25 protein-coding genes are annotated in these 24,570 nt (G+C 64.0%); 13 read left to right on the plus strand and 12 right to left on the minus strand.

Annotation, left to right across the window (positions count from 1 at the left end):
- Positions 1-11: 11 nt before the first annotated feature.
- Both LYSCAS_RS07500 and LYSCAS_RS07505 read left to right on the plus strand, forming a co-directional pair.
- Positions 12-2,324, plus strand: a complete 2,313-nt coding sequence (locus LYSCAS_RS07500) for an NADP-dependent malic enzyme (RefSeq protein ID WP_213437239.1) — start codon at positions 12-14, stop codon at positions 2,322-2,324.
- Positions 2,324-3,301: a glycosyltransferase gene (locus LYSCAS_RS07505; RefSeq protein ID WP_213437241.1), complete on the plus strand. Its 978-nt coding sequence runs from the start codon at positions 2,324-2,326 to the stop codon at positions 3,299-3,301. Before LYSCAS_RS07500 ends, LYSCAS_RS07505 begins: the two co-directional genes overlap by 1 nt.
- Here the strand turns inward: LYSCAS_RS07505 and LYSCAS_RS07510 are convergent, their stop codons facing one another.
- Entirely contained in the window at positions 3,302-4,369 is a 1,068-nt protein-coding gene (locus LYSCAS_RS07510; RefSeq protein WP_213437243.1) for a glycosyltransferase, read from the minus strand.
- Positions 4,370-4,648: 279 nt separating this feature from the next.
- Between LYSCAS_RS07510 and LYSCAS_RS07515 the strand changes: the two genes are divergently transcribed.
- Together LYSCAS_RS07515 and LYSCAS_RS07520 are read left to right on the plus strand one after the other, a co-directional pair.
- Positions 4,649-5,173, plus strand: coding sequence for a hypothetical protein (locus LYSCAS_RS07515; RefSeq protein ID WP_213437245.1), 525 nt, complete (start codon positions 4,649-4,651; stop codon positions 5,171-5,173).
- Positions 5,174-5,194: 21 nt separating this feature from the next.
- A complete protein-coding gene (locus LYSCAS_RS07520) occupies positions 5,195-6,880 on the plus strand; it encodes a glycosyltransferase family 2 protein (RefSeq protein WP_213437247.1) in 1,686 nt (561 codons plus the stop codon).
- Here LYSCAS_RS07520 and LYSCAS_RS07525 read toward each other — a convergent pair.
- Entirely contained in the window at positions 6,851-7,858 is a 1,008-nt protein-coding gene (locus LYSCAS_RS07525; RefSeq protein ID WP_213437249.1) for a glycosyltransferase, read from the minus strand. The two genes, LYSCAS_RS07520 and LYSCAS_RS07525, sit on opposite strands and share 30 nt — an antisense overlap.
- Before the next feature lie 137 nt (positions 7,859-7,995).
- Here LYSCAS_RS07525 and aceE point away from each other — a divergent pair, with 137 nt between their 5' ends.
- From aceE to LYSCAS_RS07555, 6 genes are all read left to right on the plus strand, one after another.
- Positions 7,996-10,683, plus strand: a complete 2,688-nt coding sequence (aceE, locus tag LYSCAS_RS07530; RefSeq protein ID WP_213437251.1) for a pyruvate dehydrogenase (acetyl-transferring), homodimeric type — start codon at positions 7,996-7,998, stop codon at positions 10,681-10,683.
- A gap of 30 nt (positions 10,684-10,713) precedes the next feature.
- Entirely contained in the window at positions 10,714-14,208 is a 3,495-nt protein-coding gene (locus tag LYSCAS_RS07535; protein ID WP_213437253.1) for a hypothetical protein, read from the plus strand.
- Complete coding sequence (locus LYSCAS_RS07540) at positions 14,189-14,662, plus strand: hypothetical protein (RefSeq protein WP_213437255.1); 474 nt, start codon at positions 14,189-14,191, stop codon at positions 14,660-14,662. Before LYSCAS_RS07535 ends, LYSCAS_RS07540 begins: the two co-directional genes overlap by 20 nt.
- Positions 14,659-15,864 (plus strand): phosphorylase family protein, encoded by a 1,206-nt coding sequence (locus LYSCAS_RS07545; RefSeq protein ID WP_213437257.1) that lies wholly within the window; start codon positions 14,659-14,661, stop codon positions 15,862-15,864. Before LYSCAS_RS07540 ends, LYSCAS_RS07545 begins: the two co-directional genes overlap by 4 nt.
- A 108-nt stretch (positions 15,865-15,972) precedes the next feature.
- A complete protein-coding gene (locus tag LYSCAS_RS07550) occupies positions 15,973-16,890 on the plus strand; it encodes a VOC family protein (RefSeq protein ID WP_213437259.1) in 918 nt (305 codons plus the stop codon).
- 93 nt (positions 16,891-16,983) lie between these two features.
- Positions 16,984-17,256, plus strand: a complete 273-nt coding sequence (locus LYSCAS_RS07555) for a hypothetical protein (RefSeq protein ID WP_213437261.1) — start codon at positions 16,984-16,986, stop codon at positions 17,254-17,256.
- On the opposite strand, the gene LYSCAS_RS07560 is transcribed toward LYSCAS_RS07555, so the two are convergent.
- The 6 genes from LYSCAS_RS07560 to LYSCAS_RS07585 form a co-directional block, all read right to left on the minus strand.
- Positions 17,223-17,447: a hypothetical protein gene (locus tag LYSCAS_RS07560; RefSeq protein ID WP_213437263.1), complete on the minus strand. Its 225-nt coding sequence runs from the start codon at positions 17,445-17,447 to the stop codon at positions 17,223-17,225. The genes LYSCAS_RS07555 and LYSCAS_RS07560 overlap by 34 nt on opposite strands.
- A 17-nt stretch (positions 17,448-17,464) precedes the next feature.
- The gene (locus LYSCAS_RS07565) at positions 17,465-17,755 is read right to left on the minus strand and encodes a hypothetical protein (RefSeq protein ID WP_213437265.1); all 291 of its coding nucleotides are present in this window, start codon (positions 17,753-17,755) and stop codon (positions 17,465-17,467) included.
- A gap of 66 nt (positions 17,756-17,821) precedes the next feature.
- Entirely contained in the window at positions 17,822-18,169 is a 348-nt protein-coding gene (locus tag LYSCAS_RS07570) for a hypothetical protein (RefSeq protein WP_213437267.1), read from the minus strand.
- 111 nt (positions 18,170-18,280) lie between these two features.
- The gene (locus LYSCAS_RS07575; RefSeq protein WP_213437269.1) at positions 18,281-18,754 is read right to left on the minus strand and encodes a hypothetical protein; all 474 of its coding nucleotides are present in this window, start codon (positions 18,752-18,754) and stop codon (positions 18,281-18,283) included.
- A gap of 99 nt (positions 18,755-18,853) precedes the next feature.
- A complete protein-coding gene (locus tag LYSCAS_RS07580) occupies positions 18,854-19,333 on the minus strand; it encodes a hypothetical protein (protein ID WP_213437271.1) in 480 nt (159 codons plus the stop codon).
- Positions 19,334-19,422: 89 nt separating this feature from the next.
- Positions 19,423-21,237 carry a hypothetical protein gene (locus LYSCAS_RS07585; protein ID WP_213437273.1) on the minus strand — a complete coding sequence of 605 codons (1,815 nt, stop codon included), beginning with the start codon at positions 21,235-21,237 and terminating at the stop codon, positions 19,423-19,425.
- A 164-nt stretch (positions 21,238-21,401) separates the two neighbouring features.
- Between LYSCAS_RS07585 and LYSCAS_RS07590 the strand changes: the two genes are divergently transcribed.
- Entirely contained in the window at positions 21,402-21,731 is a 330-nt protein-coding gene (locus LYSCAS_RS07590; RefSeq protein ID WP_213437275.1) for a hypothetical protein, read from the plus strand.
- 18 nt (positions 21,732-21,749) lie between these two features.
- Here LYSCAS_RS07590 and LYSCAS_RS07595 read toward each other — a convergent pair whose 3' ends face one another.
- Together LYSCAS_RS07595 and hxpB are read right to left on the minus strand one after the other, a co-directional pair.
- Positions 21,750-22,163: a hypothetical protein gene (locus tag LYSCAS_RS07595; protein WP_213437277.1), complete on the minus strand. Its 414-nt coding sequence runs from the start codon at positions 22,161-22,163 to the stop codon at positions 21,750-21,752.
- Between the two features lie 63 nt (positions 22,164-22,226).
- The gene (hxpB, locus tag LYSCAS_RS07600; RefSeq protein WP_213437279.1) at positions 22,227-22,889 is read right to left on the minus strand and encodes a hexitol phosphatase HxpB; all 663 of its coding nucleotides are present in this window, start codon (positions 22,887-22,889) and stop codon (positions 22,227-22,229) included.
- A 108-nt stretch (positions 22,890-22,997) separates the two neighbouring features.
- Here hxpB and LYSCAS_RS07605 point away from each other — a divergent pair, with 108 nt between their 5' ends.
- Both LYSCAS_RS07605 and LYSCAS_RS07610 read left to right on the plus strand, forming a co-directional pair.
- Positions 22,998-23,270, plus strand: coding sequence for a DUF3892 domain-containing protein (locus LYSCAS_RS07605; RefSeq protein ID WP_213437281.1), 273 nt, complete (start codon positions 22,998-23,000; stop codon positions 23,268-23,270).
- Between the two features lie 72 nt (positions 23,271-23,342).
- A complete protein-coding gene (locus LYSCAS_RS07610; RefSeq protein WP_213437702.1) occupies positions 23,343-23,837 on the plus strand; it encodes an EF-hand domain-containing protein in 495 nt (164 codons plus the stop codon).
- Here LYSCAS_RS07610 and LYSCAS_RS07615 read toward each other — a convergent pair.
- Together LYSCAS_RS07615 and LYSCAS_RS07620 are read right to left on the minus strand one after the other, a co-directional pair.
- The gene (locus LYSCAS_RS07615) at positions 23,834-24,139 is read right to left on the minus strand and encodes a hypothetical protein (protein WP_213437283.1); all 306 of its coding nucleotides are present in this window, start codon (positions 24,137-24,139) and stop codon (positions 23,834-23,836) included. The two genes, LYSCAS_RS07610 and LYSCAS_RS07615, sit on opposite strands and share 4 nt — an antisense overlap.
- 28 nt (positions 24,140-24,167) lie before the next feature.
- On the minus strand, positions 24,168-24,539 hold the full coding sequence (locus tag LYSCAS_RS07620) for a hypothetical protein (protein WP_213437285.1): 372 nt from the start codon (positions 24,537-24,539) through the stop codon (positions 24,168-24,170).
- Between the last annotated feature and the right edge of the window lie 31 nt (positions 24,540-24,570).

Below are 24,570 nucleotides of genomic sequence, written 5' to 3' on the forward strand. Positions count from 1 at the left end.
TACCGCCCACGATGACCGACGACCTCAAGCAATCCGCGCTCGATTACCACCGCGTCGAACCGCGCGGCAAGATCAAGGTCGTCCCCACCAAGCCGATGGTGACCCAGCGCGACCTGTCGCTGGCCTATTCGCCGGGCGTGGCCTACGCGTGCGAAGCGATCGTCGCCGACCCGAACGCCGCCAGCGAAATGACCGCGCGCGGCAACCTCGTCGCCGTGATCACCAACGGCACCGCCGTGCTCGGCCTGGGCGACATCGGCCCGCTGGCGGGCAAGCCGGTGATGGAAGGCAAGGGCGTGCTGTTCCAGAAGTTCGCGGGCATCGACGTGTTCGACATCGAGATCGACGAGCGCGACCCCGACAAGCTGGTCGAGATCATCGCCTCGCTCGAACCCACCTTCGGCGGCATCAACCTGGAAGACATCAAGGCGCCGGAGTGCTTCATCGTCGAGCGCAAGCTGCGCGAGCGGATGAACATCCCGGTCTTCCACGACGACCAGCACGGCACCGCGATCATCGTCGGCGCCGCCGTGTACAACGCGCTGGAAATCGTCGGCAAGAAGATCGAAGACGTGAAGCTGGCGACGTCCGGCGCGGGCGCGGCGGGCATCGCGTGCCTCGACATGCTGGTGGCGCTGGGGATGAAGCCGGAAAACATCCTGGCGTTCGACCGCGAAGGCGTGCTGTACACCGGCCGCGGCCACATGGACCCGGACAAGCTGCGCTACGCGCGCGACACCGACAAGCGCACGCTGGCCGACATCTGCAACGGCGCCGACATCTTCCTGGGCCTGTCCGCCGGCGGCGTGCTCAAGCCCGAGATGGTGGCGACGATGGCCGATCGCCCGATCATCCTCGCCCTCGCCAACCCCAATCCCGAGATCCTGCCGGAAGACGCCAGGCGCGTGCGGCCGGATTGCATCATCGCGACGGGCCGCTCGGACTATCCGAACCAGGTCAACAACGCGTTGTGCTTCCCCTACATCTTCCGCGGTGCGCTCGACGTGGGCGCGACGGAAATCAACGAAGCGATGAAGCTGGCCTGCGTGCGCGCGATTGCTGCGCTCGCGCGCCGTGAAGCCTCGGATCTTGCGGCGGCGTACGGCGGCGAGATTCCGTCGTTCGGCCCGGAATACCTGATCCCGCGTCCGTTCGATCCGCGCTTGCTGGTGATGCTGGCGCCCGCGGTCGCGAAGGCCGCGATGGAATCGGGCATGGCGACGCGCCCGATCGCGGACTTCGCCGCGTACGAAGAAAAGCTCGGCCAGTTCATCTATCGCACCGGCCTGGTGATGAAGCCGGTGTACGACCGCGCGCGCGCCGACGTGAAGCGCGTGGTGTACGCCGAAGGCGAAGAAGAGACCGTGCTGCGCGCCGTGCAGACGGTGATCGACGAAGGCCTGGCCTCGCCGATCCTGATCGGCCGCCCGGACGTCATCGACACGCGCATCAAGCGCCTCGGGCTGCGCATGCGCCCGGGCGTGGATTTCGAACTGACCAATATCAACGACGATCCGCGCTTCAACGAGTACTGGCAGCAGTACCACGCGCTGACCGAACGTCGCGGCGTCACGCCGGCGGCGGCGAAGAACCTGCTGCGTTCGCGCCCCACGCTGATCGCCGCGCTGATGGTGGAACGCGGCGAAGCCGACGCGATGATCAGCGGCCTTGTCGGCCGCTTCCACAAGAAGCTCGGGTACATCCGCAGCGTGTTCGGCCTGGATCCCGGCGTGACCAGCACGTCGGCGATGACGGGCGTGATCAACGAGCAGGGCGTGTGGTTCTTCCTCGATACACACGTGCAGCTGGACCCCACCGCCGAGCAGATCGCCGAGAGCACGCTGCAGGCCACGTATCGCCTGAAGCTGTTCGGCATCGAGCCGAAGGTAGCCCTGCTGTCGCATTCCAACTTCGGCAGCCACGACGACGCCAGCGCGCGCAAGATGCGCCAGGTGCGCGAGATCCTGAAGGCCCGCGTGCCGCGCCTGGAAGTGGACGGCGAAATGATGGCCGACACCGCGTGGGACGAAGACCTGCGCCTGCGCATCATGCCCAACACCACGTTGAAGGGCCGCGCCAACCTCTACGTGATGCCGAACCTCGACGCCGCCAGCATCACCTACAACATGGTGCGGATGATGACGGACGGCGTGGCGATCGGCCCGATCCTGATGGGCGTGGACCAGCCCGCGCACGTGCTCACGCCGGCCAGCACGCCGCGCCGCGTGGTGAACATGACCGCGATCGTGGCGGTGGAAGCGCAGATCCGCGCAGGCCTGAAGCAGTCGGGCGTGCGCGAGATGGAGCAGCAGCTGAGCGAGTGATGGGAGCAACGCCCACCGCCACCGTCCTGGTCATCGCCTACAAGATGGAGTCGATGATCGGCGACGCCGTGCGATCGGCGCTGGCGCAGACGGTGCCGTGCGAGATTATCGTCAGCGACGACTGTTCGCCGGACAACACGTTCGTCGAAGCGCAGAAGGCCGTCGAAGGCTATACCGGCCCGCATCGCGTCACGGTGCGGCAGACGCCGCGCAACCTCGGCCTGTGCCCGCATCTCACCGAGCTTGCGTCGCTCGCCACCGGCGACATCCTCGTCTGCATCGGCGGCGACGACGTGGCGTACGCACGCCGCACCGAGCGGTTGCTGCAGGAATTCGCGCAACACCCGGACGCGCAGATCGTCGGCTCGCAGGTCGACGACATCGATGCGACCAACAACGTCATCGATCCCAACGCACGCGGCACGCCGTACGAAATCGACCAGCGCTGGCTGTTGCGTCGCGGGAAGCTCGCGGCGGTGCTGGGGGCGTCGATGGCGATCCGGCGCACGCTGCTCACCGACTTCCCGCCGCTCGAAGGCCGCGTCGAAGACAACATGCTGACGTTGCGCGCCGTGCTCGCGGGCCGCTGCTTCTGCGTGCAGGCACCGCTGCTGGGCTATCGCCGGCACGACAGCAACCTGGGCGACTGGGTGTTCGATCGCAGCGGGAAGGATTACGCCGCGTACGAACGCCGCAACCGGCGCGTGCTGGCGATGTATCGCGAGATCGCCGCGGACCAGCGCAAGTGCCTGGCCGCACGCCCGGATCTTCCGGAAGACAAGCGCCGCATGGGCGCGCACCTCGCCGACATGTACGCGATCGAAGCCGACATGCGCGAAGCCGTGCTCGACAAGCCGCGCCGCGAATGGCTCGAACCGTTGTGGCGCGGACTGAAGCATCCGGGCCTGCGTCGCAAGAGCCTGGAGCGTGCGTTCAAGCTGGTGTTGCCGCGCAGCGTGTTCGGCAGGACGGGCTAGTTACGCGCGGAAGAGCCTGCCCGGCACGGGCTCCTGGTGCATCGCCCGCCGCAACTTGCGTCGCGCGCGCTTGTAGAACTGCAGCGCGTTGAACCACGCCATGCCCTTGAACGGCGGCAGCGAACGACGCTCGTGCCACGCGACGCGGAACAACCCCTTGTACTCGCCATCGATCGACGCAAGCAGCGCACGTTCCCACGCACGCGCCTGTGCACTGCCGCGCCAGTCGGTCGCACCCAGGGCATGGAACAGGTACAAGCGCTCTTCCGTCCACTTCCGGTCCGGCGAGCCCGGCCAGTAGTCGACCTTGTTGACCACCTTGGACTCGGCGGCCTTCTGCTTGCGCTCGGCCTTGCGTTCCTTGCGCGTCTGCAGCTTCTTCTTGCCCAACGGCGAAAACGCGCTCACGTGCCGGCGGAACTGCACGAGCGGTTCGTCGACGTACACCACGCCCTTGCCCGCCGCCGCGCGGATCGCCATCCACCAGTCGTGGTACAGCAACTCGGGGAAGGGCAGCGCTTCGTCGAATACTTCGCGCCGCACCAGCAGCGCATGCCCCGACACGGTGTTCTGGAACAGGTATTTGAACGGGTCGCGGCCCGAATGCATCGTCTTCAGGTCGTCGGAGATGCTGCGCCCCATCGGCACGCCCGCGCCATCGATGTAAGCGGAGTTGCAATACGCCATGTCCGCATCGCCGATCGCGGCCGCCAGCGTGGCGAGCTTGCGCGGATGCCACACGTCGTCCTGGTCGCACGGCGCGATGAGCGCGTGCGAACACAGGCCCATGCATTTGGCGAAGCTGTCGAGGTGCCCGAGGTTGCGCTCGTTCGCGACCACGCGAATGCGTGCATCGCGCGCTGCGTACTCGCGCAGCAACGCGAGCGAGCCGTCGGTCGAACAATCGTCGACGGCCACCACTTCGAGATCGACGTCTTCCTGCGCCAGCAATGAGTCGAGCTGTTCGCGCAGGAAATGTTCGCCGTTGTAGACGCACAAGGCGACGGAGACGCGCGGCAACACCACCACGGGCGTCGCGATGGACGCACGCGGCGGGGGGACCGACACCCCAGGCGCAAACGAGGCGCTTCCAAGCTGCATGCGAAACCTGCCGTCAATGGCGAAAGTTCGCTAAATGCTAGCGGACGTTTCTCACTGTCGGTGCCCACTGGTGCAGCGGACGTGACCGCCGTTCAGGAAATGCCGGAAATTTAATTTCGGCACCAAAGAGGTTGGCACGCGCCTTGCTGGAAAATTCCACGCCTGATCGGGACAGCGCGGCTATCGCGTCCAGCGCGGGATTCCTAGCGTGCACGGGCGGCACTGGGCCGCCCCGAAAGGATTCGCATGACCCGACTGACCATCCTCGCCGCGATCGCGGCACTGGCCTTTTCCCTCACGAACGCTGCGCCGGTGCGGGCGGCCGAAGACCCGGTGCCGGGGACGTATGCGTTGCCGACCGGCAACCAGGTGTTCGAGCTGCGCCGTTGGGCCAGGCACAAGGAACCCCTCGACCATCGCACCGGGCCGGGGCCGCACTACTACGACTTCGTCAACGAAGGCCCACTCGGCAAGGTGGCGCACGGCCCGTTCCCGAATTCGCGCCCGCTCTACAGCTGCGGTCGTGTCTACAAGTACTACTCCTCGAACACTGCAGAGGACCGCTTCACCTCCACCGACCCGGGTTGCGAAGGCTTCGCCGCCGACAACCCGCACTTCATCGGCTACATCAGCACCGTGCATGTCGCGGGGACTGCCCCGTTGTTCCGGTGCTTCGATGACGGCGGCAGGATGCAGAACCACTTCGATACCCTCGATACCAATTGCGAGGGCAAACGCACCATCGGCATCTTGGGTTTCGTGATCCTCTGAGGGCCGCAAGGCCACACCCGAATGCTCCAACGATTGCGCGAGTGGAACCGCGCGCGCATCGATGCCCGCCGCGGCCAACGCTCGGCGGGCACCGATGCCGAATACGCGCAATGGGTGCGCAAGCACGACACCATCACCGAGGCCGCGCGCGTGGGATTGCTGCAGCGCGCACGGCGCATCACGCACGGGCCGCGCATTTCGATCCTGATGCCGGTGTTCGACCCGAACCCCGCGTGGCTCGCGGAAGCCATCGACTCGGTGCGCGCGCAGCTCTACGTCAACTGGGAACTGTGCATCGCGGACGATGCGTCTACCGATCCGCGCGTGCGCGACATCCTCGCGCAAGCGGCGACGCAGGACGCGCGCATCCGCGTGCACTGGCGCGCGCGCAACGGCCACATCTGCGCGTCGTCGAATGCCGCGCTCGCCCTCGCGACCGGACCGTACATCGCGCTGCTGGACCACGACGACGTCCTGCCCGAACACGCCCTGCTCTGCGTCGCCGAAGCCATCCTGCGCACGCCCGACGCCGACGTGCTGTATTCCGACGAAGACAAGATCGACGCGCGCGGCCGCCGCCATGGCCCGTATTTCAAGCGCAACTGGAACGCGGAACTGCTGCGCGGCCAGAACTACATCTCGCACCTGGGCGTGTACCGCACGCAGCTCGTGCGTGAAGTCGGCGGCTTCCGCGCAGGCTTCGAAGGCTCGCAGGATTACGACCTCGCGTTGCGCTGCACCGAACGCAGCACGCCAGCGCGCATCGTCCACATCCCGCACGTGCTCTATCACTGGCGCGTGCATGCGCAAAGCACCGCAAGCGATGTCGCCGCCAAACCGTACGCGCCGGATGCCGGCGTGCGCGCGCTGCAGGACCACCTCAACCGCACGCACGCGCGCGGTGATGCGTTCCTGCGCGATGGCAGTTACCACGTGCTGTACCACCTGCCGATGCCCTGGCCGTCGATCGCGATGGTGCTGCTGGATGTCGGCGGGCGCTGGACCTTGCGCCGCGCATTGCGCCGCATCGCCGGCGCCGCCGACCTCCACGTGATCTCCACCCGCGCCCGCGCGCACGGCTGGCCCCACATCGGCTGGCACCGCGCCCATGGCGGCGTGCGTCCGCGCGCATGCAATGCGTTGATCGCATCGCTGCGCGCCGACGTGATCGTGCTCCTCGATTCCGATTGCCTCCCCGAAAGCTGGAACGCGCTGCACCCGCTCATCGCGCACGCGGTGCAACCCGGCGTGGCCGCTGCGGGCCCGCGCGTGGTGTCGGGGAAGTACGTCGTGGGCACCGCGATGGTCGGCAGCGACGGCGGCCTGGTGCCGTGGGGGGAGGGCGGACGCGCGCGCTCCGGCGGTTACTTCGGGCGTGCCGCGCTCTCGCAGGATGTCGAAGCCCTGGGCCGCGGGTGCGTCGTCTTCCAGCGGCGCGTGTTCGAAAGCGTCGGCGGCTTCACGTCGGGTGGCGATGATTTCGACACCGCCATCGTCGATACGACGTTACGCATGGCCACCGGCACGCGCCGCAACCGCTGGGTGCCCAGCGTCACCTGCACGCATCCCGGCCAGAAACCCAAGTCCGACGCCCCCGATGCCCCCGACGCCGGCAACCCCAACCTGCGCTGGCACCACCACCGCGTGGCCTACGCCGATCCGCCCCGCGTCAGCTGGTCAGTGCCGTACACCGCCGATGGCGGCTGAGCCTTTCTCGCGCCGCGCGCCCAACACCTTGCGCACGCAGCGCAGGTAACAGCGGATCGCCGCCAGCCAGCGCGGCCCGCTCCAGGGCGGCACCGACGCGCGCGTGCGCCACGTCACCCGCCACAACGCCAACATCCGGCCGGACATCGCTTCGCGCAACGCGAGGTGCCAGGCGAGCGCGCGTTCCTGCACCGGCTCGTCGCGCTGCGCCAGCGCATCGAACACATACAACCGCTGCTCCACCCACTTGCGATTGCGCGAACGGAACCGCTTCACCTTGCGATGCGCCCCGTCGCCCTTGTGCGCCTTGCCCATCGGCGACGCCGCGTCCGCATGCCGGCGGAACTGCACCAGCGCTTCATCGACATACGCCACGCCGCGCCCGCTCGCCGCGATCAACGCCAGCCACCAGTCGTGGTACAGCTGCGCCGGGAACGGCCGCGCACGTTCGAACACCTCGCGGCGCACCAGCATCGCGTGCCCGCTGGCCGTGTTCTGGAAGGCGAAGCGCAGCGGATCGTGCCCCGAATGCATCACGCGCAGATCGTCCGACACGCGCCGACCCAGCGGCCGTCCGTCTTCATCGATGTACGCCGAATCGCAGTACGCCATGTCCGCGATCGCGATCGCGCGCGCGAGCCGCGCCAGCTTGCCCGGCGCCCACACATCGTCCTGGTCGCACGGCGCGATGAGCTCGTACTCGCACAGCCCCATGCATTTTTCGAAACTGCGCAGGTGCCCGAGGTTCTCCGCGTTCACCACCACGCGCACCCGCGGATCGCGCGCCGCGTAGTCCTGGAGGAGGGCGACCGTGCCGTCGCTCGACGCGTCATCCAGCGCCACCACCTCCAGCACCACCCCGGTCTGCGCCAGCACCGAGTCGAGCAGCTGGGCCAGGTGGCGCTCGCCGTCGTACGTGCACAAGGCCACGGAAATCCGGGGCAGTGACGCGTCGGCGGTGGCGTCGAAGGGTTCCATCGGCCGCATCCTAGCTCGGCCGTTAGTTTCGAAGGAAAGCGTCGCGGCCCACCCCGGACCCGCTTGCTAGAATCCCGGCTCTATTTACGACCCCCAAGCACCGAGGCGCGACACGCCCCGGGCGGAGCCCCCACGCGATGAACTGGCTGAACGACCTGCTGCAGAACGACCCCGACCCCACCGAGACCCGCGAATGGGTCGAGTCGCTCAAGGCGGTCATCGACCACGAAGGCGCCGAGCGCGCCCACCAGTTGCTGGACCACATGGTGGAGATGACGCGCCGCGCCGGCGCGCACCTGCCCTTCGCGCCCACCACCGAATACATCAACACCATCCCGCCGCAGCTCGAGGCCAAGAGCCCGGGCGATGCCGCGATGGAATGGCGCATCCGTTCGATCATCCGCTGGAACGCGCTCGCGATGGTCGTGCGCGCCAACCGCAAGCCCGGCGACCTGGGCGGCCACATCGCCTCCTTCGCGTCGGCCGCCACGTTGTACGACGTGGGCTTCAACCATTTCTGGCGCGCGCCGAGCGAAGACCATCCGGGTGACTTGCTCTACATCCAGGGCCACAGCTCGCCGGGCATCTACGCGCGTTCGTTCCTGGAAGGCCGCATCACCGAATCGCAGCTCGACAACTTCCGCATGGAAGTGGACGGCCGCGGCATCAGCAGCTATCCGCATCCGTGGCTGATGCCCGATTACTGGCAGACGCCCACCGTGTCGATGGGCCTCGGCCCGCTGGCCGCCATCTACCAGGCGCGTTACTGGAAGTACCTGGAAGGCCGCGGCCTGATGCCCAAGAGCGACCGCAAGGTGTGGTGCTTCCTGGGCGATGGCGAAACGGACGAACCCGAATCGCTGGGCGCGATCTCCGTCGCCGGCCGTGAAGGCCTCGACAACCTGGTGTTCGTCATCAACTGCAACCTGCAGCGCCTGGACGGCCCGGTGCGCGGCAACGGCAAGATCATCCAGGAACTGGAAGGCAGCTTCCGCGGCGCCGGCTGGAACGTCATCAAGCTGATCTGGGGCAGCTACTGGGATCCGCTCCTGGCGCGCGACACGCATGGCGTGCTGAAGAAGCTGATGATGGAAACCGTCGACGGCGAGTACCAGAACTGCAAGGCCTTCGGCGGCGCGTACACGCGCGAACATTTCTTCGGCAAGTACCCGGAGACGGCGGCGATGGTGGCCAACCTCTCCGACGACGACATCTGGCGCCTCAACCGCGGCGGCCACGACCCGCACAAGGTGTACGCCGCCTACGACGCTGCGATGAAGACCACGGGCATGCCCACCGTCATCCTCGCCAAGACCGTGAAGGGCTACGGCATGGGCGCGGCGGGTGAAGCGCTCAACCCCACGCACCAGACCAAGAAGCTCGACGACGAAGAAGTCCGCATCTTCCGCGACCGCTTCAACATCCCGGTCACCGACGCACAGCTGAAGGACAGCGCCGTCCCGTTCTTCCACCCCGGCGCGAACAGCCCGGAAGTGGAATACCTGCGCGAACGCCGCAAGGCGCTGCACGGTTACCTCCCGCAGCGCCGCCGCAAGAGCACCGAAACGCTCATTGCTCCGAAGCTGGAAGTGTTCGACCGCCTGCTGAAGAGCAGCGGCGAGCGCGAGATCAGCACCACGATGGCGTTCGTGCAGAGCCTGGCGATCATCCTGCGCGACAAGCAGGTGGGCCCGCGTTGCGTGCCGATCGTGGCAGACGAAGCGCGCACCTTCGGCATGGAAGGCATGTTCCGCCAGCTGGGCATCTACGCCCCGCACGGGCAGAAGTACAAGCCCGTCGACCGCGACCAGTTGATGTACTACCGCGAAGACTCCGCCGGCCAGGTGCTGGAAGAAGGCATCACGGAAGCCGGCGCGTTCTCCAGCTGGATGGCCGCCGCGACGAGCTACAGCACCAACGATCTGCCGATGCTGCCGTTCTACATCTACTACTCGATGTTCGGCTTCCAGCGCATCGGCGACAGCGCGTGGCAGGCCGCGGACATGCGCGCGCGCGGCTTCCTGCTGGGCGCCACCGCGGGGCGCACCACGCTCAACGGCGAAGGCCTGCAGCACGAAGATGGCCACTCGCATTTGCTCGCGGGCGCCGTGCCGAATTGCCGCAGCTACGACCCCACGTTCGGCTACGAAGTCGCCGTGATCCTGCAGTACGGCATGCAGCGCATGCTGGAAGAGCAGCGCGACGAGTACTTCTATCTCACCCTGATGAATGAAAACTACGCGCACCCGGAAATGCCCGAGGGAGCCGCTGAAGGGATCATCAAGGGGATGTATCTGCTGAAGGACGCCGGCAAGCCGAAGAAGGGCGAGTTGCGGGTGCAGTTGTTGGGCAGCGGCACGATCTTGCGCGAAGCGATTGCGGCGGCGGAGTTGCTGGATAAGGACTTCGGGGTGACGAGTGATATCTGGAGTTGCCCGAGCTTCAATGAATTGCGTCGGGATGGGTTCGATGCCGAGCGGTGGAATCGATTGAACCCCGAGAAAAATTCTCGGACACCGTATGTCACCTCGCTACTGCAGGGGCGCCAAGGTCCCGCGATTGCTGCGACGGATTACGTGCGAGCGTTTGCGGATCAGATCCGTGCGTTTGTGCCGGGGCATTACACGGTCCTGGGCACGGATGGATTCGGCCGGTCCGATACGCGTGCCAATTTGCGTAGGCACTTTGAGGTCGACCGGTATTACATCGCCCACGCTGCGATTGCTGCGCTTGCACAAGAAGGCAAGATGGCGGGGAAGGATGTGGCTCGGGCAATTAACCTCTATAAGTTGGACGTGAATAGAGGAAATCCCGTAAACGCGTGACGGGCTCGAGCAACGGATCAGGGGCAAGAGATGGCGAAAAGGACGTCGGGGAAGGTTTCAGTACATCAGCTCATTGCGGAGGCAAGAAGCGGACCGGATCGTCGCGTACTGGCAGTCCACAATTTCAAGCGCTTTCACTCGCCGGCAGAGCAAGTTAGAAATTTCCAGTCGATATTTGGATCGCGCCAAGTTTTGGAATCGATCCATGGGCCAGCATTTCCATCTGGTCCGGCTCAGATATTTTCAACAAAAGTCCGGGCTCCCGCGACCTCAACTGTTTCCGAGGTAATTTGGGCTATAAACCGTTGCGCATTCTACGGCGCGGACCTCAGTCGGTTCGTTGCCAATAGGCTGCAGTTCGAGCATCAAGTCGTAAGTTCCGACTTTGAATCGGCACAAGCATCGCTCTCAAGTATCCAGCAGGACTTCGGATACTCCCAGTGGTTACTTGAAAATCGGATATTGGTTGCGGACCTAGAGGGGACTGAACAACTCCGCTCGATGGAGGCGCAAATCTACGATGAGCTCGAGGCGCGCTCTCTCGCTCAAGTGATCTTTCATTTCGCCGCGGCCAGGGTCAAGGCAAAGGGCGAGTCCGTCAAGGTCAGAGATGAACTCTCAAGACTGTTAGATCCCGTCGGTGGCCACGACGTCGACAAATACCTAATCACCAAGATTCTGGACCTTCCGAGCCCGGAATATGACGCAATCGCGCCAACCTTAAATTTCGAGGCAAACTCGAGCGTCATTGATCACTATGAGACGTTGCTGAAATCTCTGGTGTGGCTGTGTGCGATCGACTCGTTCGTTGAGCTGGCAGGATTTGCGCTTCGTCAATCCCTGGATGTTCTCTATAAGCGGACACGCGATCAGCGCATTGTTCCCTTGCTTCGCGCTGTGGGAGTTGTTGTCGCCAGCAGCGTTAGCTCGGAAAGCCGAGCACGCGTTCTAGAGCTGTTTTTTAAGTCGGACTATTCGGCCGTTTCTGAAGCTGCAGTTCGTCATCTCAATTCCGATCCGTTGGACATGATTGCGCTGGCGGTGCTGGCGAAGTCGGATGTGAGGGCTGGGACTTCCACAGAACTCGGGTATCCGATACTCGACCGCGCAAAAGCGAGCCTGATAGAAGTCTTCAAGCTCAGCGAGAAGGCATATGCGAGTGCTGCGGACATTATCGCCATGTCCCTGCAGTTTTATTCCCACGACTGGGCCTTGCAGGTAAGGCAAATTGCCGTGGACTGTCTGCGCGAAGAGACGGCGACTGTAACGGTTCCAAGCTTGAGGCGCGTTTTCCTAATGGATGTTCGCCCTTCCCCTCTCGCACGAATCGGAGCCAGGGGAAAATCAAGCGACGCACTCAGAAACGAATTTAAGGAGCTGTATGGGTGGACTGGGAATGCGATGGACGCTCTCCTGTTGGGGGTCGCGTCGGAAGGCGGATTGAGTCCAAACCGCCGCCTCACGTATTTAGCAAGACATTCGTTGGCGGCAAATGACGCCACCTCTGCCGAATCGGCGTTGATGCAGGTCGCGATCAAGTCCAGAGAAATTCAGTCTCGGGTATCGTCGCTACAAGCGCTAGCGGCAGAGCAACTTGGCGATCTGGAGCGAGCCACCAAGGCGGCGGTTGATGCGTACTTGGCGAACGACTCTGTTCCCTCCGTCATACCGGTCGGAAAGCTCGTTGACAGGCTCGAAGAACCGTCTACGTGGCCGCAATCAATCGACCTTCCAATTCTGTTCGGAATACACAACACCTTGTATCCGGGCGCGAAGCTCTCGCACCTGCGATTTGCGTTTGAGAACTTCCAAGAAGACAACTCGATCAAAATTGCTTCGGACCTCTCCGAGTTGCAACCTCCGATCGGAAAGGATCGGGAGATTGCGTATCTGCGCCATGTATGGCTGCCGGAAGTAATGAGACAGACCACGATCTACAGAAGCTCTGCTCAGATCGAGGAAGCAAGAATCCAAGTCTGTCGATACTTGGCGTCAATTGATGCCGAGAATGCGGCGGACTACAACGGTGAAATCAAGGATCGGGTAAAGCGCCAGGAAATTGCAAAGGGGACAACCCTCGTCGAGCAATCCAAGGTGTACGTGGATATTGAGGCAATCAAGACTACGCTGAGGGCACGCTTGGGTGGCGCCTATGCGCGGTTTCGCTCACTCGAGCGACCGAGCCCTTCTCCGGCAGATCGATTTATCGCCGACCTCGGCGAGTCACTAGAAGAAATTAGTCTCAGTTCGAAGCGCTCGGTTGGAGATCTCCTCTCCTCGATTCACATCATGAGTGACGAATCTAACGCTGAAGTCGACGCTCAGTTTGATTCGCTTTACACCGATATCACCAATGAGTTCGTGAAGGGAGATCACGGACTGAACGCATACTTGAGTACGCGCGTTCGGCACGGAAGACTCAGCAATGCACTCCGAAAGCCCGTCGCAGATGAGCACTTAGTCTCAACAAAGAAAGAGTCCGGAGAGGGCTATTACCCCAATAGCTACTGGGAGGACAAACTTGACGGACTGAATGCGACTGAGCGCGAGGCTGTCCTGGGCGCGCTGGACCAATTCACACGTACATATGACAGCATCATCGGGCATATAAGAAACGACCTCGTCCAAGTGCGCGTTATGCACGGAACCGCGCGCGGGGAAAAGAGCGAGGCGTTGTTGGTCTATCGATCTTCAAATACCGAGCGAATGTTTCTAAGGCATCAGCTTAGACAGCTTGACAACATCGATGACTTCATTGACGTGTGCATCGACACTCTGTGGGCCAAGACAGATCAGAACCTCCTTCGCGTGCAGCAAACGCTTGAGAGTTCCGTCAAGGATCAATTCGCTGACGCATTCGATCGCCTTTCTCATTCGTTGGATGGAGTTCCTCAGGTTCAGGGGGTTCTGGAACTCAGGAACGCCATACTTCGGGCGAACACCGCCTCGCAATTGAAGTTGCACGAGGTATCCGGGTGGTTCAAGCGAAGCACGGTTTACTACCGAGAGGACTATTTTCCATCGTTCGCCGTTGAAGTGGCTTCGAACATCACGAAGAAGACTCTACCCGAGCATGCCGGCGTTCCCGACGTCGACGTTCAGTGTGAATCCTTTGGCCAGGTGATGCCGGGAAGAACGCTTGATGGAATGGTTGATGCCTTCTATGGGCTGCTAAGCAACGCACTCGCGCATTCTGGGCTAGTACCTGAAGAGCTCAATATTCGAGTTGAAATTCGCCTGCAAGGACCATCATTTGCCGCGCGAGTTTCGAACAATGTGGCAGCTGACCTGCCCGCGCCTAATGACATTGCAAGGCTCGCGAAAATCAAAGCTGTACTTGGTGAGGCGGACTCCCGAAGCAAAGCTCAGGCCGAAGGGGGAAGCGGTATGCACAAATTGTGGCGGACGATCAATTCGCCTTTCTATAGAAGGCCTGAGCTTGACTTCGGTTTCTCCGGGGCTGGATTTGAAGTTTTCTTTGCGTTCGAGCTAGAGGACTACGCTGATGAGAATCCTGTTAGTTGAGGACGACCCAGAGAAGGCGCGGCGCCTTGAGGATTTCCTTTTTAAGGAGCGCTTGGCGCAAGAGGTGATCGTTGCTAAGTCGTTCGATGCGGCACTCTCTCAACTGATGCAGATTTCCAGTAAGGAGTCGTCTTCGTTCGACGTAATGTTGTTGGACATGACAATGCCGACTTTTGACGCGGCCGAAGATGAACCGGAGGGCGGTGCACCTGAACATTTTGCGGGCCGAGATCTATTAGCGCAGATGAAGTTGAGGGCGATCACCGTGCCAACGATTGTGATCACCATGTTTGACATTCTTGGCGAAGGTGCTGGCCGCATGTCGGTCGGGGACTTGGCAAAACAACTTCAAAGGGACTTCTCCAAGACCTTTGTTGGACTCGTGCAATACAGCCAAGCAAAGGAAGGCTGGAGATCAACGCTTCGGTCGATGATTGGGAAGATCAAACGATGACGACTTTGCGAGTATTGGTGGTCGATGACGAGCACGAAAAAGTCGTTGCCATCTCGACGGAGCTCAATAAGTTGGGCCTTCCAATACACATTGAGAGCCGGACGGACGCCGCCTCTGCTCGCAGACTCCTGCAATCCGAACGGTTTGACCTGGTGTTGATCGATGTGAGCTTGCCAGATGCGCTGGATACTGGCCCGTCGCCGATGGCCGGCTTTGATTTCTATGACCTGATCAGCATCGATGATCAGATTTACATCCCACGCAGTATTTTGTTTATTACTGCGAAGGAAGATAAGTTGGAAGAATCTCGTGCAGAGGCAAATGCGCGAGGAGTTGAGCTCTGCGAGGTTCATCCAGCGTCAGAGATCTGGCGGCCCTTCCTCGCGGCCAGGGCGCGGCTCGTGTATAGGCACGTGAAGTCAGAGGGATCAACAGACGTTGACGTTGCGGTGATTACCGCAATGAGAACTCCCGAGCTCAGCGAGGTGCTTGCCCTTGACTATGGGTGGCAACGTAAAAGATTCCCGGGCGATCCATCTACGTATCACTTTGGGGTTGCGACCACTGACGGCAGGTCCATTAAAGTCGTCGCTGTAGCTGCAAGTCGAAAGGGGATGTCGGCTTCCGCGGCAGTAGCGGCAAAAGTCGCAACTAAGCTAAAACCGAAATATCTGGTGATGCTTGGTATTTGCGCAGGAATTCCTGGGAAGACCAATCTTGGTGATGTAATTGTCGCGAGCTCGACATGGGATTGGGGAAGTGGCAAGCACACGCAGGATGAGTCCGGATCTGTTGTCTTCAAGACAGGGGCACTTCAAAGCACTCTCGACCCAACGTTGCTCGAGATTGCGCGGGATGTTGGTGAGGAGCTGGAAGTTCGGCAGAAGATCCGAGCAGGCTGGACGGCAGCAATGCCCGCAGGTGAGTTCTCGGTGCACGCTGGCCCGATGGCAACGGGGGCGAGCGTTCTTGCGCACGAAGGGCTCGTGGAGGGAATCGTTGATCAGAACAGAGATGTTCTTGGAATTGAGATGGAAGCTTATGCCGTGATGGCGGCAGCGGAATCCTGTAAATGCGGCGCAATCGTTCTGAAATCAGTTTGCGACTACGCAGATGCAAGCAAGTCTGACGACTGGCAGAAATATGCGGCCTACACGAGCGCAATGTTTTTTTCGCACCTGATTGGCAAGTTGCCGCTGTAGTTGGGGCCGGGACCCGGCTTGGTTTGGTGACGACCACAAAAATCAGCACCAACACCCAACAAATCACCTGCAAGCTAAACCCCGCATCCACCCCACGGAGCACCTCCCATGCCCCTGGCCCACCCCATCACCCCCCACCTGTGGTTCGACACCCAGGCGCGCGAAGCGGCCGAGTTCTACTGCCGCGTCTTCCCGGACGCGTCAATCGATTCCGTCACCACCCTGCATGACACGCCGTCCGGCGATTGCGACATCGTCTCGTTCACGCTCGCCGGCCAGCCCTTCATGGCCATCAGCGCCGGTCCGCTCTTCCCGCTGAATCCGTCGATCTCGTTCTTCGTGCACTTCGATCCTTCGCGCGATGCCGATGCGCGCGCGCACCTCGATGCGTTGTGGGCGCAGCTGGTCGACGGCGGGCAGGCGTTGATGGCGCTGGACGCGTATCCCTTCAGCGCGCGCTACGGCTGGGTGCAGGATCGCTTCGGCGTGTCGTGGCAGTTGATGCTCGTGGATGCGGCCGCGGCGCCCAGGCCGATGATCGTGCCGTCGCTGTTGTTCACCGGCGCTGCGTACGGCCAGGCGGAGGCGGCGGGCGCGTTCTATCGTTCGGTGTTCGACGTTTCGCAGGCCGGCCTGTTGATCCCGTATCCCGCCGGCATGGACCCGGACCGCGCGGGCACGGTGATGTATTCCGACTTCCGCCTGGGCGAGCGCAACTGGTTCGCCGCGATGGACAGCGGGCACGCGCACGGGTTCGGGTTCAACGAAGCGATTTCGTTCGTCGTTCCCTGCCGCGACCAGGCGGAGATCGATCGATATTGGGCGCAGCTGTCGAGCGTGCCGGAGGCCGAGCAGTGCGGCTGGTGCAAGGATCGCTTCGGCGTGTCGTGGCAGATCGTGCCGGCGTCGATGAACGCGATCATGGCATCGGGGGATCGCGCGGTGATCGATCGTGTGACGCAGGCGTTCCTGCCGATGTGCAAGTTGGATGTTGCGAAGATCGAAGCGGCGGCGCGGGGCAACTGAGACATGACGCCCGCTGCTCGCCATCCAGCGCTGCGGTGGAGCCTCGCAGTCGGCGCTGCAACGCTATCCGCAGGGCTGCTTTGGACGCCCCTGATGGGTGCCGGCGATTTGACGGTGGCGATCATCGGCACCCTGTCGGTCGTCGCGATGGCGATCGCCTTCCGGGCCGCGTTCGGCTTTCATATGCTGTCGCTGCTCGGCGCGGTGGTGGGCTTCTGTGTCGTGCTCACCGGCCAGGGCTGGCTGCAGTCGGGCTATCTCGACCCGCTGTACGTGGGCATCGGGCTGCCCATCGCGTTCCTGTACGCAATGTGCGTCGCGATCGTCGTCTTCTATTTTTCGCGGCCATCGCCGGTGCGGTCATAGCTGTCCGAGATGCGATGCCTGAAACGCGACAAGGCCGATTCCCGCGCACCGCTCAACAGCGCCAATCCGACCAGCACCATGAGGCCACCCGGCACCCATAGCCAAAGTGGATTCTCGAGATAGAAGTAGCCGGCCGCGCCGAGTGCCGCGCCAATCGCGAGCATCAAGAATCCGGCCAGTCCCATGCGCATGTGCGAGCCCTCCCGGGTCAGGCGCCCGGTTCCGGAAAGAGGATGTGGCCGAAGCCGGATGACCTTGCGTCACGAAAGGCTTCCCCGACAACGTCGTCGCGCGCGTCGAACTGCGCGTAGTCCGTGATGGTCTTGAGGCGCTCGGTCTCCAGGCTGGCCCAGCCGAGTGCGGCGAGGGATTTGCCCGCGATGTCCTCGGCCGTGGCGTCATCGTCGGCTTGGACAAACAGCAGGGCCCCGACCTTGGTGCCGGGTGGAAAGCGTGCATGCGCCGGGCCAGAGACGAGATTCGCGCGAATGCAGATCATGGGCCTCAGCCTATCCGATCGCGCGCCTTCCACGCAGCGGCCGCCCGGGCGACCAGCGCCAGCCGATCACGCTGGTCCTCGGTGAGCGGCGCGCGCTTCGCCGTGCGCAAGAACGCATCGAACATGTAACCCGAGCGAAAGAAATACGGCCGCACTTCCAAGGAAACAGACGGTTGCTTCCATCGTGTCCGGATCGCCCGCCAGCAGGCGGTCGAACGCGCCGTCGAGTCCGCCTGGAAACGCGAGTGCGTCATAGCGGGCGTGGAAGTCAGCACACGCGGACCGCCACGCGCTTTCCTGCTCCGCGCTCTCGCCGCGATGCGCGAATGTGTCCTTGATGCGCGCGTTCAGCCGGACAATCTCCTGCGCGTTGGCCTCGATCAGCGCCTTGAAACGGTCGGCAGCGCAGGGCATCCGTTCACCACCAGTCGCGGGATGCGTCGAGCTTATGCATCCCGTGTGTGGTCCCGCAAGCAAGGTGGCGTTCCCAGCGATCGGCGGGACGGGCCAAAAAAACGCGGAACATCAGCAAGCCGAAGGACTGCCGTCCGCCGCCGAAGTAATCCGATCGCGACCAATCAGCACCCATTGTGTGAGCGCGCCCGGCACCGAGCTGACGAACAGAAACACCCAAACGAATCCCGCCGTCGCGCCCGTGCTGGGCGGCGGGTCTGACCACCCGGACATCGCCCAGAACATCCACGCCGGGACCGGTAACGCCGCCAGTGCAGCAAACACCATGGGCGACGCGATCGACGGCGCACTCTGACCCAGGAGGTACTTGCCGAATGCCTGGAACCCAATCAGCGCCACGCAACTCAGCACCGACGCGAAGATCGCCATGAACGGCAAGCTGTGAATCAGCGCGTTATCCGGAGTCCCGTCGGCACTGAAATAGTCATACGTGCACAGCAGCCAGGCTTCCGAGGCGCACGGAATCACGAGTGCGGCCGCCAGCGCCTTGCCAGCATGCGTTCGTCTTTTCGTCATGGTGCCCATCAGGTGGAAGAGGGCGCCCAGGTTGCCCGCGCCATGTGCGCGGGCAATGTCGGAAACATGAAGTCAGGGTGAGCTGCTCCTATCGAAGCGCCAACGCCGTCAGTGACGCGACCGCATCCGCCCCAACACGATCGCCATCGCCGCCGCACCCAGCGACTGCACCAGCTGCGGATGCTTGGCGTAGAAGTCGCTCATCTGCTGCACGATGCCGGGGTTGGCTTGTTCGGCCTGCGTCGCGATCTGCTGCACCTGGTCGGTGGACAGTTGCGTCGCTTGTTCCGGGCTGGAAATGCCCGCCTGCGTCAGCGCCGGATGCGTGGCGCCGCCGCCCAACGCGCCGAGCAACGTACTCAGCATCCCGGTCTTCTGCTGGTTGTCCGCGTGGCCGAACAGCTGCGCGACCATCTGCGCGAACGGCGGGGTCTGGTCGGACTGGAACGCCGCGTTCATGCCCTGGCTGAGTTCGTCGGGCGAGGCGTTCTGCGCGATCTGCTGGAACTGGTCGCGCGCTTCCGGCGGCAACGGTGCGCCGCCCTGGCCGGTGATCTGCTGGAGCAGGCTTTCGATGGGGTTGCTCATGGGTCGTCCTCTGCACCGGGGGGTGCAAGCGGCCACAGCATTGACCCCGCATCGTTCAGATCGTGCGAATGCGCACCAGGCTTCGTCACTCAGCGGCACCGATAGTCACGAACTGCAACCCGCGTGCATGCATCCGGCGGCCCAAACCGCTCCCAGGCATCCACCCACCCGATGTTGCGCGCGAGTTCGGGAAATTCCGGCAGCTGCCGCATCGGGGCATCCTCCGGCGACCAGATGCGGAACACGATGCCGGCATCGTCCTGCGACACGCGCCCGCCGAACAACGCCAGCGCGCGCGAATACTGGTGCAATCGCATCAGCGAGACGACGGCCCACGCAGGCACGACGTCAGGTTTCGTCGCCAGGCAGTCGTCGATGATCTTCAGCGCGCGCGCCTGCGCATTGGCATCGCCGCCGATGGTGCCCGCCAGCAGCGTGTCGAAGTCCACCGGGCCCGCAGTGCCGCACGGCGTCGGATTCTGCTTCCACGTCGCCGCCACCAGTTGCCGCGCCGCAGCGACATCGCCGCGCGCGCGCATGACTTCCCCCAGGCCGGCCTTGGCGAACGACAGTCCGAGCGCATCGGACTGCGTGAACAACATCTCCGCCTTGTCCAGGTCGCCCGCATACATGGACTGCGAGGCACGCCAGTTGACCGCATTCGGCAACATCGGATCGATGGCGATCGCGCGGTCCAGCTCCGCGATGCCTTGCTTCGTGTAACCGGTGACGATGAACCATTGCCCCAGGTACATGTGCGCCGACGCGTCCTGCGGTTGCATCTGCACCGCGCGATCGAGATAAGTGCGTGCCTCGGTGAAGCGCCGTTCCATGCGCCACAGTTCCAGGCCCAGCGCGTACACCGGTTCGGCCAGCGTCGGGTCCATCGCCATGGCCGCACGCGCGTGTTGCTCGGCTTGCCGACCGCGATCCGGGTCACGGACGTTCACCGTCATCTGCGCCAGCGCCAGCCGTGCATGCGCGCGCGCGAATTTCGGATCCAGCGCGATGGCCTGCTCCAGCCACGCGATCGCCTCCTTCGCATGCGCGTAGTCACGCTTGTTCATGACGTCGGTGGCGCGCAGGTACAGCTGGTAGGCCTCGGGGCTGGTGGTCGATTCGGCCACCAACTGCGACTTCTGCTCCCCGATCAACGTCACCTGCAGTGCGTCCGCGATCGCATGCGCGATCTGGTCCTGCAACTTGAAGACATCCGACAGGTCGCCGTCGAACTGCTTCGACCACAGGTGCATGCCGTCCTTGCTGCGCACGAGTTGCGCGGTGATGCGCACGCGATTGCCCTGCGTGCGCACCGATCCCTCCAGCACATGCGCGACACCCAGCGCCTGGCCGATCGTGCGCAGGTCCACGTTGCGTCCCTTGTACGAGAACGACGACGTCCGCCCCGCGACGCGCAAGTCACGGATCTGCGCGAGCGCGTTGAGGATCTCCTCCGACATGCCGTCGGAGAAATATTCCTGGTCGTGCTTCGGGCTGAGGTCGGTGAAGGCGAGCACCGCGATCGACTTGTCGTCGACGATCGGCGCGGGCTTGGCGTCGACCACCGCTTGCCCCGGCCGCACGCTGGGCTGCCCGACGAAGTACCAGCCCACAGCCAGCGCCGCGAGCCCGAGCGCGACGGCGATGACGCGCTTGTTCCCCACCGGCGACGCATCCAGCCGCATGCCCTCGGGCGTGAGGTCGAGCACCCACGTCAGCACGAGGGCGATCGGGAAGCCGAGCAACGCCATGAGGATGAAGACGCGCAGCGCCCAAGGCGGGGCGTCGAACGCGGGGAGGACGATGCTAGCCGCCTGCACGGCCACCCATGCCGACACCAGGTAGACGGCGCCGACCTTGATGACCTTGCGCCGCTTCAGTTCGGCGAACAGATTGCCGCTCATGCGTCCGTTCGTCCCCGGTCCGTCCCTGTGGTTACGCCAGAGCCGGCCGGCAACGGCCATGGCGTGAGGATCGGCCCGACGGCACCGCGTTTTGCCCACCGGGACGATGCGGCGCGCCGCCGGCCAGTGACAGGCTTTCGCGCACTCGAAGCCGGAGGAGTGCCATGTCGGATGCCAACGATGCGATGGACCAGTTCGTCCTGAATTTCCACCAGTCCCTCGACGCCCTCGAGGCCGAATACGACGCCGCGATGGCCGACGCGAAGCGCGCGGGCCCGATGGTGACGTTCGAACGCGTGCATTCCATCCGCGAACGCGGGCGCGCGCTGGAGGACCAGTTGTATGCGCTGGCGTTGCGGATCAACGGCGGCGTGGGTGCGGCGGCATTTGCACCGGACATGGAAAAGCGCGCCGCGGATGCGCGCTTCGTGTCGAAGGTGCGGCGCCTGGTGCGGGCGATGGTGGGGGATTCGGCGCGGGGGACGCGGCAGTAAGGGTGTGCGTGACGCCTGCTACGCCGTACGTTCGGCCAGCAACCACGCCACCGCCTGCACCCGGTCATCGAACTGCCGGAACACGAATCCACCCTGCGTCAGCACTTCATTCGTCTGCACCTGCACGTCGGTCGGCGCATTGACCAACGCCACGCGCGCATCGGTGGTGAATGCCAGCCGCCCCATGCGCGCGCCGAATTCCGCGACGGCCTTCGGCTCCGGCGTCGCGATCGGCCACGCCGACGTGTAATTGATCAGCAAGCGCCGGAACCCACCGGCCGGCGTCATCCGCCCCAGCGCATCGATCGTGCCGATGCGGAAGTCGTAGCTGACTTCGCCCGCGTAGCGCACTTCGATGATGTCGCTGTTCGGCAGGTACTTGATCGTACGACTGCGCGCGGGCGGCAACGCGCCCGTGTCCTGTTCGTCCATGCTGGCGACCCCCTGGTCCCGCCCCCCCTGAGGGCGTGGACGGGAGTATGCCCCCTCGGTCGGTCAGGCGCCCGTGACTGCGTCCCACGCGCGCGCATCCAGCGCTTCCAGCGTACGCAGCCGCATGTCGGCGATGGCGTAGCGCGGATCTGCGGCCTGCGCCGCCTCCGGCACGGCGATGCAGCGCATGCCCGCCGCCTTCGCCGCGATCACGCCGTTCACCGAATCCTCGAAGACCACGCAGTCGCCGGGCACGATGCCCAACATCCGCGCCGCGCTGAGGAACACCGCGGGATCCGGTTTCCCGCGCGCTTCCGATTCCGCCGAATGCACGACGTCGAACAACGCGGCGATCCCGAGCCTTTGCAACGCCGCGTGGATGATCGCGTCGGACGTCGCCGATGCGATCGCCAAACCTTCGACGCGTGATCGCGCGAAGCGCACCGCGTCGACCGCACCCGGCAATGCTTTCGCACGCGACGCCACGCGTTCGGCCACCAACGTGCCGAGGCGTTGCGCGATCTCGTCGCGCGTGGGGCCTTCCCAAGGTTGGTACTGCCACCAGTGCGCAACGACTTCATCCAACCGGAAGCCTTGCGTACTCGCCCCCATCTCCGGCGTCAGCTTGATACCGACCGACCCGAACACCTCGCACTCGGTCTCGAACCAGATCGCCTCCGAGTCGATGAGCAGTCCGTCCAGGTCGAAGATGGCGGCTCGCAGCATTTGCGCTCCCCGTTGCATGACTTTCCGAGAATTATTCCTACGCCGATCGCGCCCGACGCAGCATGCTCCCTACGTTACAACGGGTGTCCGCAAGGCAAGGGGAGCCGCGTGCCCGACACCGTCAAGGTCACCTGCATCAACACGCGCGAGTTCGGCAGCGCCGACGGGCGCATCTCGCATGTCGGCGGCTGGGGGTGGAAGTTCACCCAGGAAGAAACCATCGACCACATCGAGACCGGGCGCCTGCGCTGCTACATCAACGTGCTCGGCGAGGACGTCTGGATCGTGGTGGCCACGCGCAACGGGCGGAAATACCTGCGGACCGAGATCGACGACGAGGACTCCAACGCGCTCCTCAACCTGCCGGAGTGCCCCGCGTAGGCCAAGCGGCTGTCCGATCCCCGGGCCCGCCGCCGTTGCGTGAGGAACACCCCTCCCGCCAAGGCCCGCCCCATGTCCACGTCCATCGCCCGCCTGTCCGCCGCGCTGCTCGCCTGCGCCTTGCTCCCGGCCGGCGCGTGCATGGCGCAGCAGGCCACGCCCATGTCCGCCAAGCCGGCCGAGGCACCCGCCGCAGCCGCCGCGCCCGCGGCCGCACCGGCGCCGCCAACCGCCGCCAGTCGCTTCGCCATCCTCGACGCCAATCACGACGGCGTGCTCAGCCAGTACGAATACGACAGCGACGCGGTGCTCGAAGCGCTCGACACCAACCACGACGATCTGATTTCCGCCGACGAGTTCCAGGTGTTCCTGGGCGACAAGGCGCAGGGCGCGCCGGATGCGGCCTACCGCATCAGCATCGCGGACACCGATGGCGACGGGAAGTTATCGGACGCCGAGCTGCGCCGCGGCCTGAAGATCCGCTTCGACTGGCTCGACGCCAACAAGGACGGCAACGTGGACCTGGACGAACTGAAGGCAGGCTTCGGCGTACCGATGCTGCATTAAGCGGCGGGTTCGTCGGGCGCACCGATCTCGAGCGTGTGCGTCCAGCCCGGCAGCCCCACCTTCGCCAGGTATTTCACGAGCGCTTCGACGCCGTAATACGTGACCTTGCCGTTGGGCTGCATGTACGCCAGCGCGGACTGGTCCACCTTCAGGCCGTTCGCGCGCGCCTGCTTCGTCAGCTTCTGCAGCAGCAGCCCATTGTCGGCGTTGGTGTTGGAATCGGCGTGCGCATCGAACACCACGTAGTCGATCCAGCCGCCTTCCGTATTCTTGTCGCGCAGGTGCGCGAAGTTCACTTTCATGGTCGTGATCCTCCCGGAGGCGGCTAGCTTAATGCCGCGTGGCCGGTATCTGGGGCGCGCGCCACATCTTGAGTGCAACGACGACACCGACGAACGCGAACACCAGGCCCAGCGCGATGCTGGAGGTCAGCGTCCGTGCGCCGGCATGCAGGTCGTAGCCGATCATGATCGCGCCGATCACCAGGAAGTACATCGGGGTGAGCGACCGCAGCGAGCGCTGTGTCCCTTGCATCCGTTGGCAGTGGAGCCACAACGCGTGCGCATCGCTGACCTCCGCTTCATGCGATCCGCGGCAGGCAAGCCCGAATCCGAGATCGGCCGCGCACGCCGGGCACAGGCCCTTCGCGCAATGCTTGCATAGGCCGATGGCGGCCGTGCCGGCGTGTTGGAAGCAGTCCATCGCAGTTCCTCGATCCCGTGATCCGTCTCGT

Origin of the sequence: Noviluteimonas caseinilytica (assembly GCF_018406605.1) — a bacterium.
GTDB lineage: Bacteria > Pseudomonadota > Gammaproteobacteria > Xanthomonadales > Xanthomonadaceae > Noviluteimonas > Noviluteimonas caseinilytica.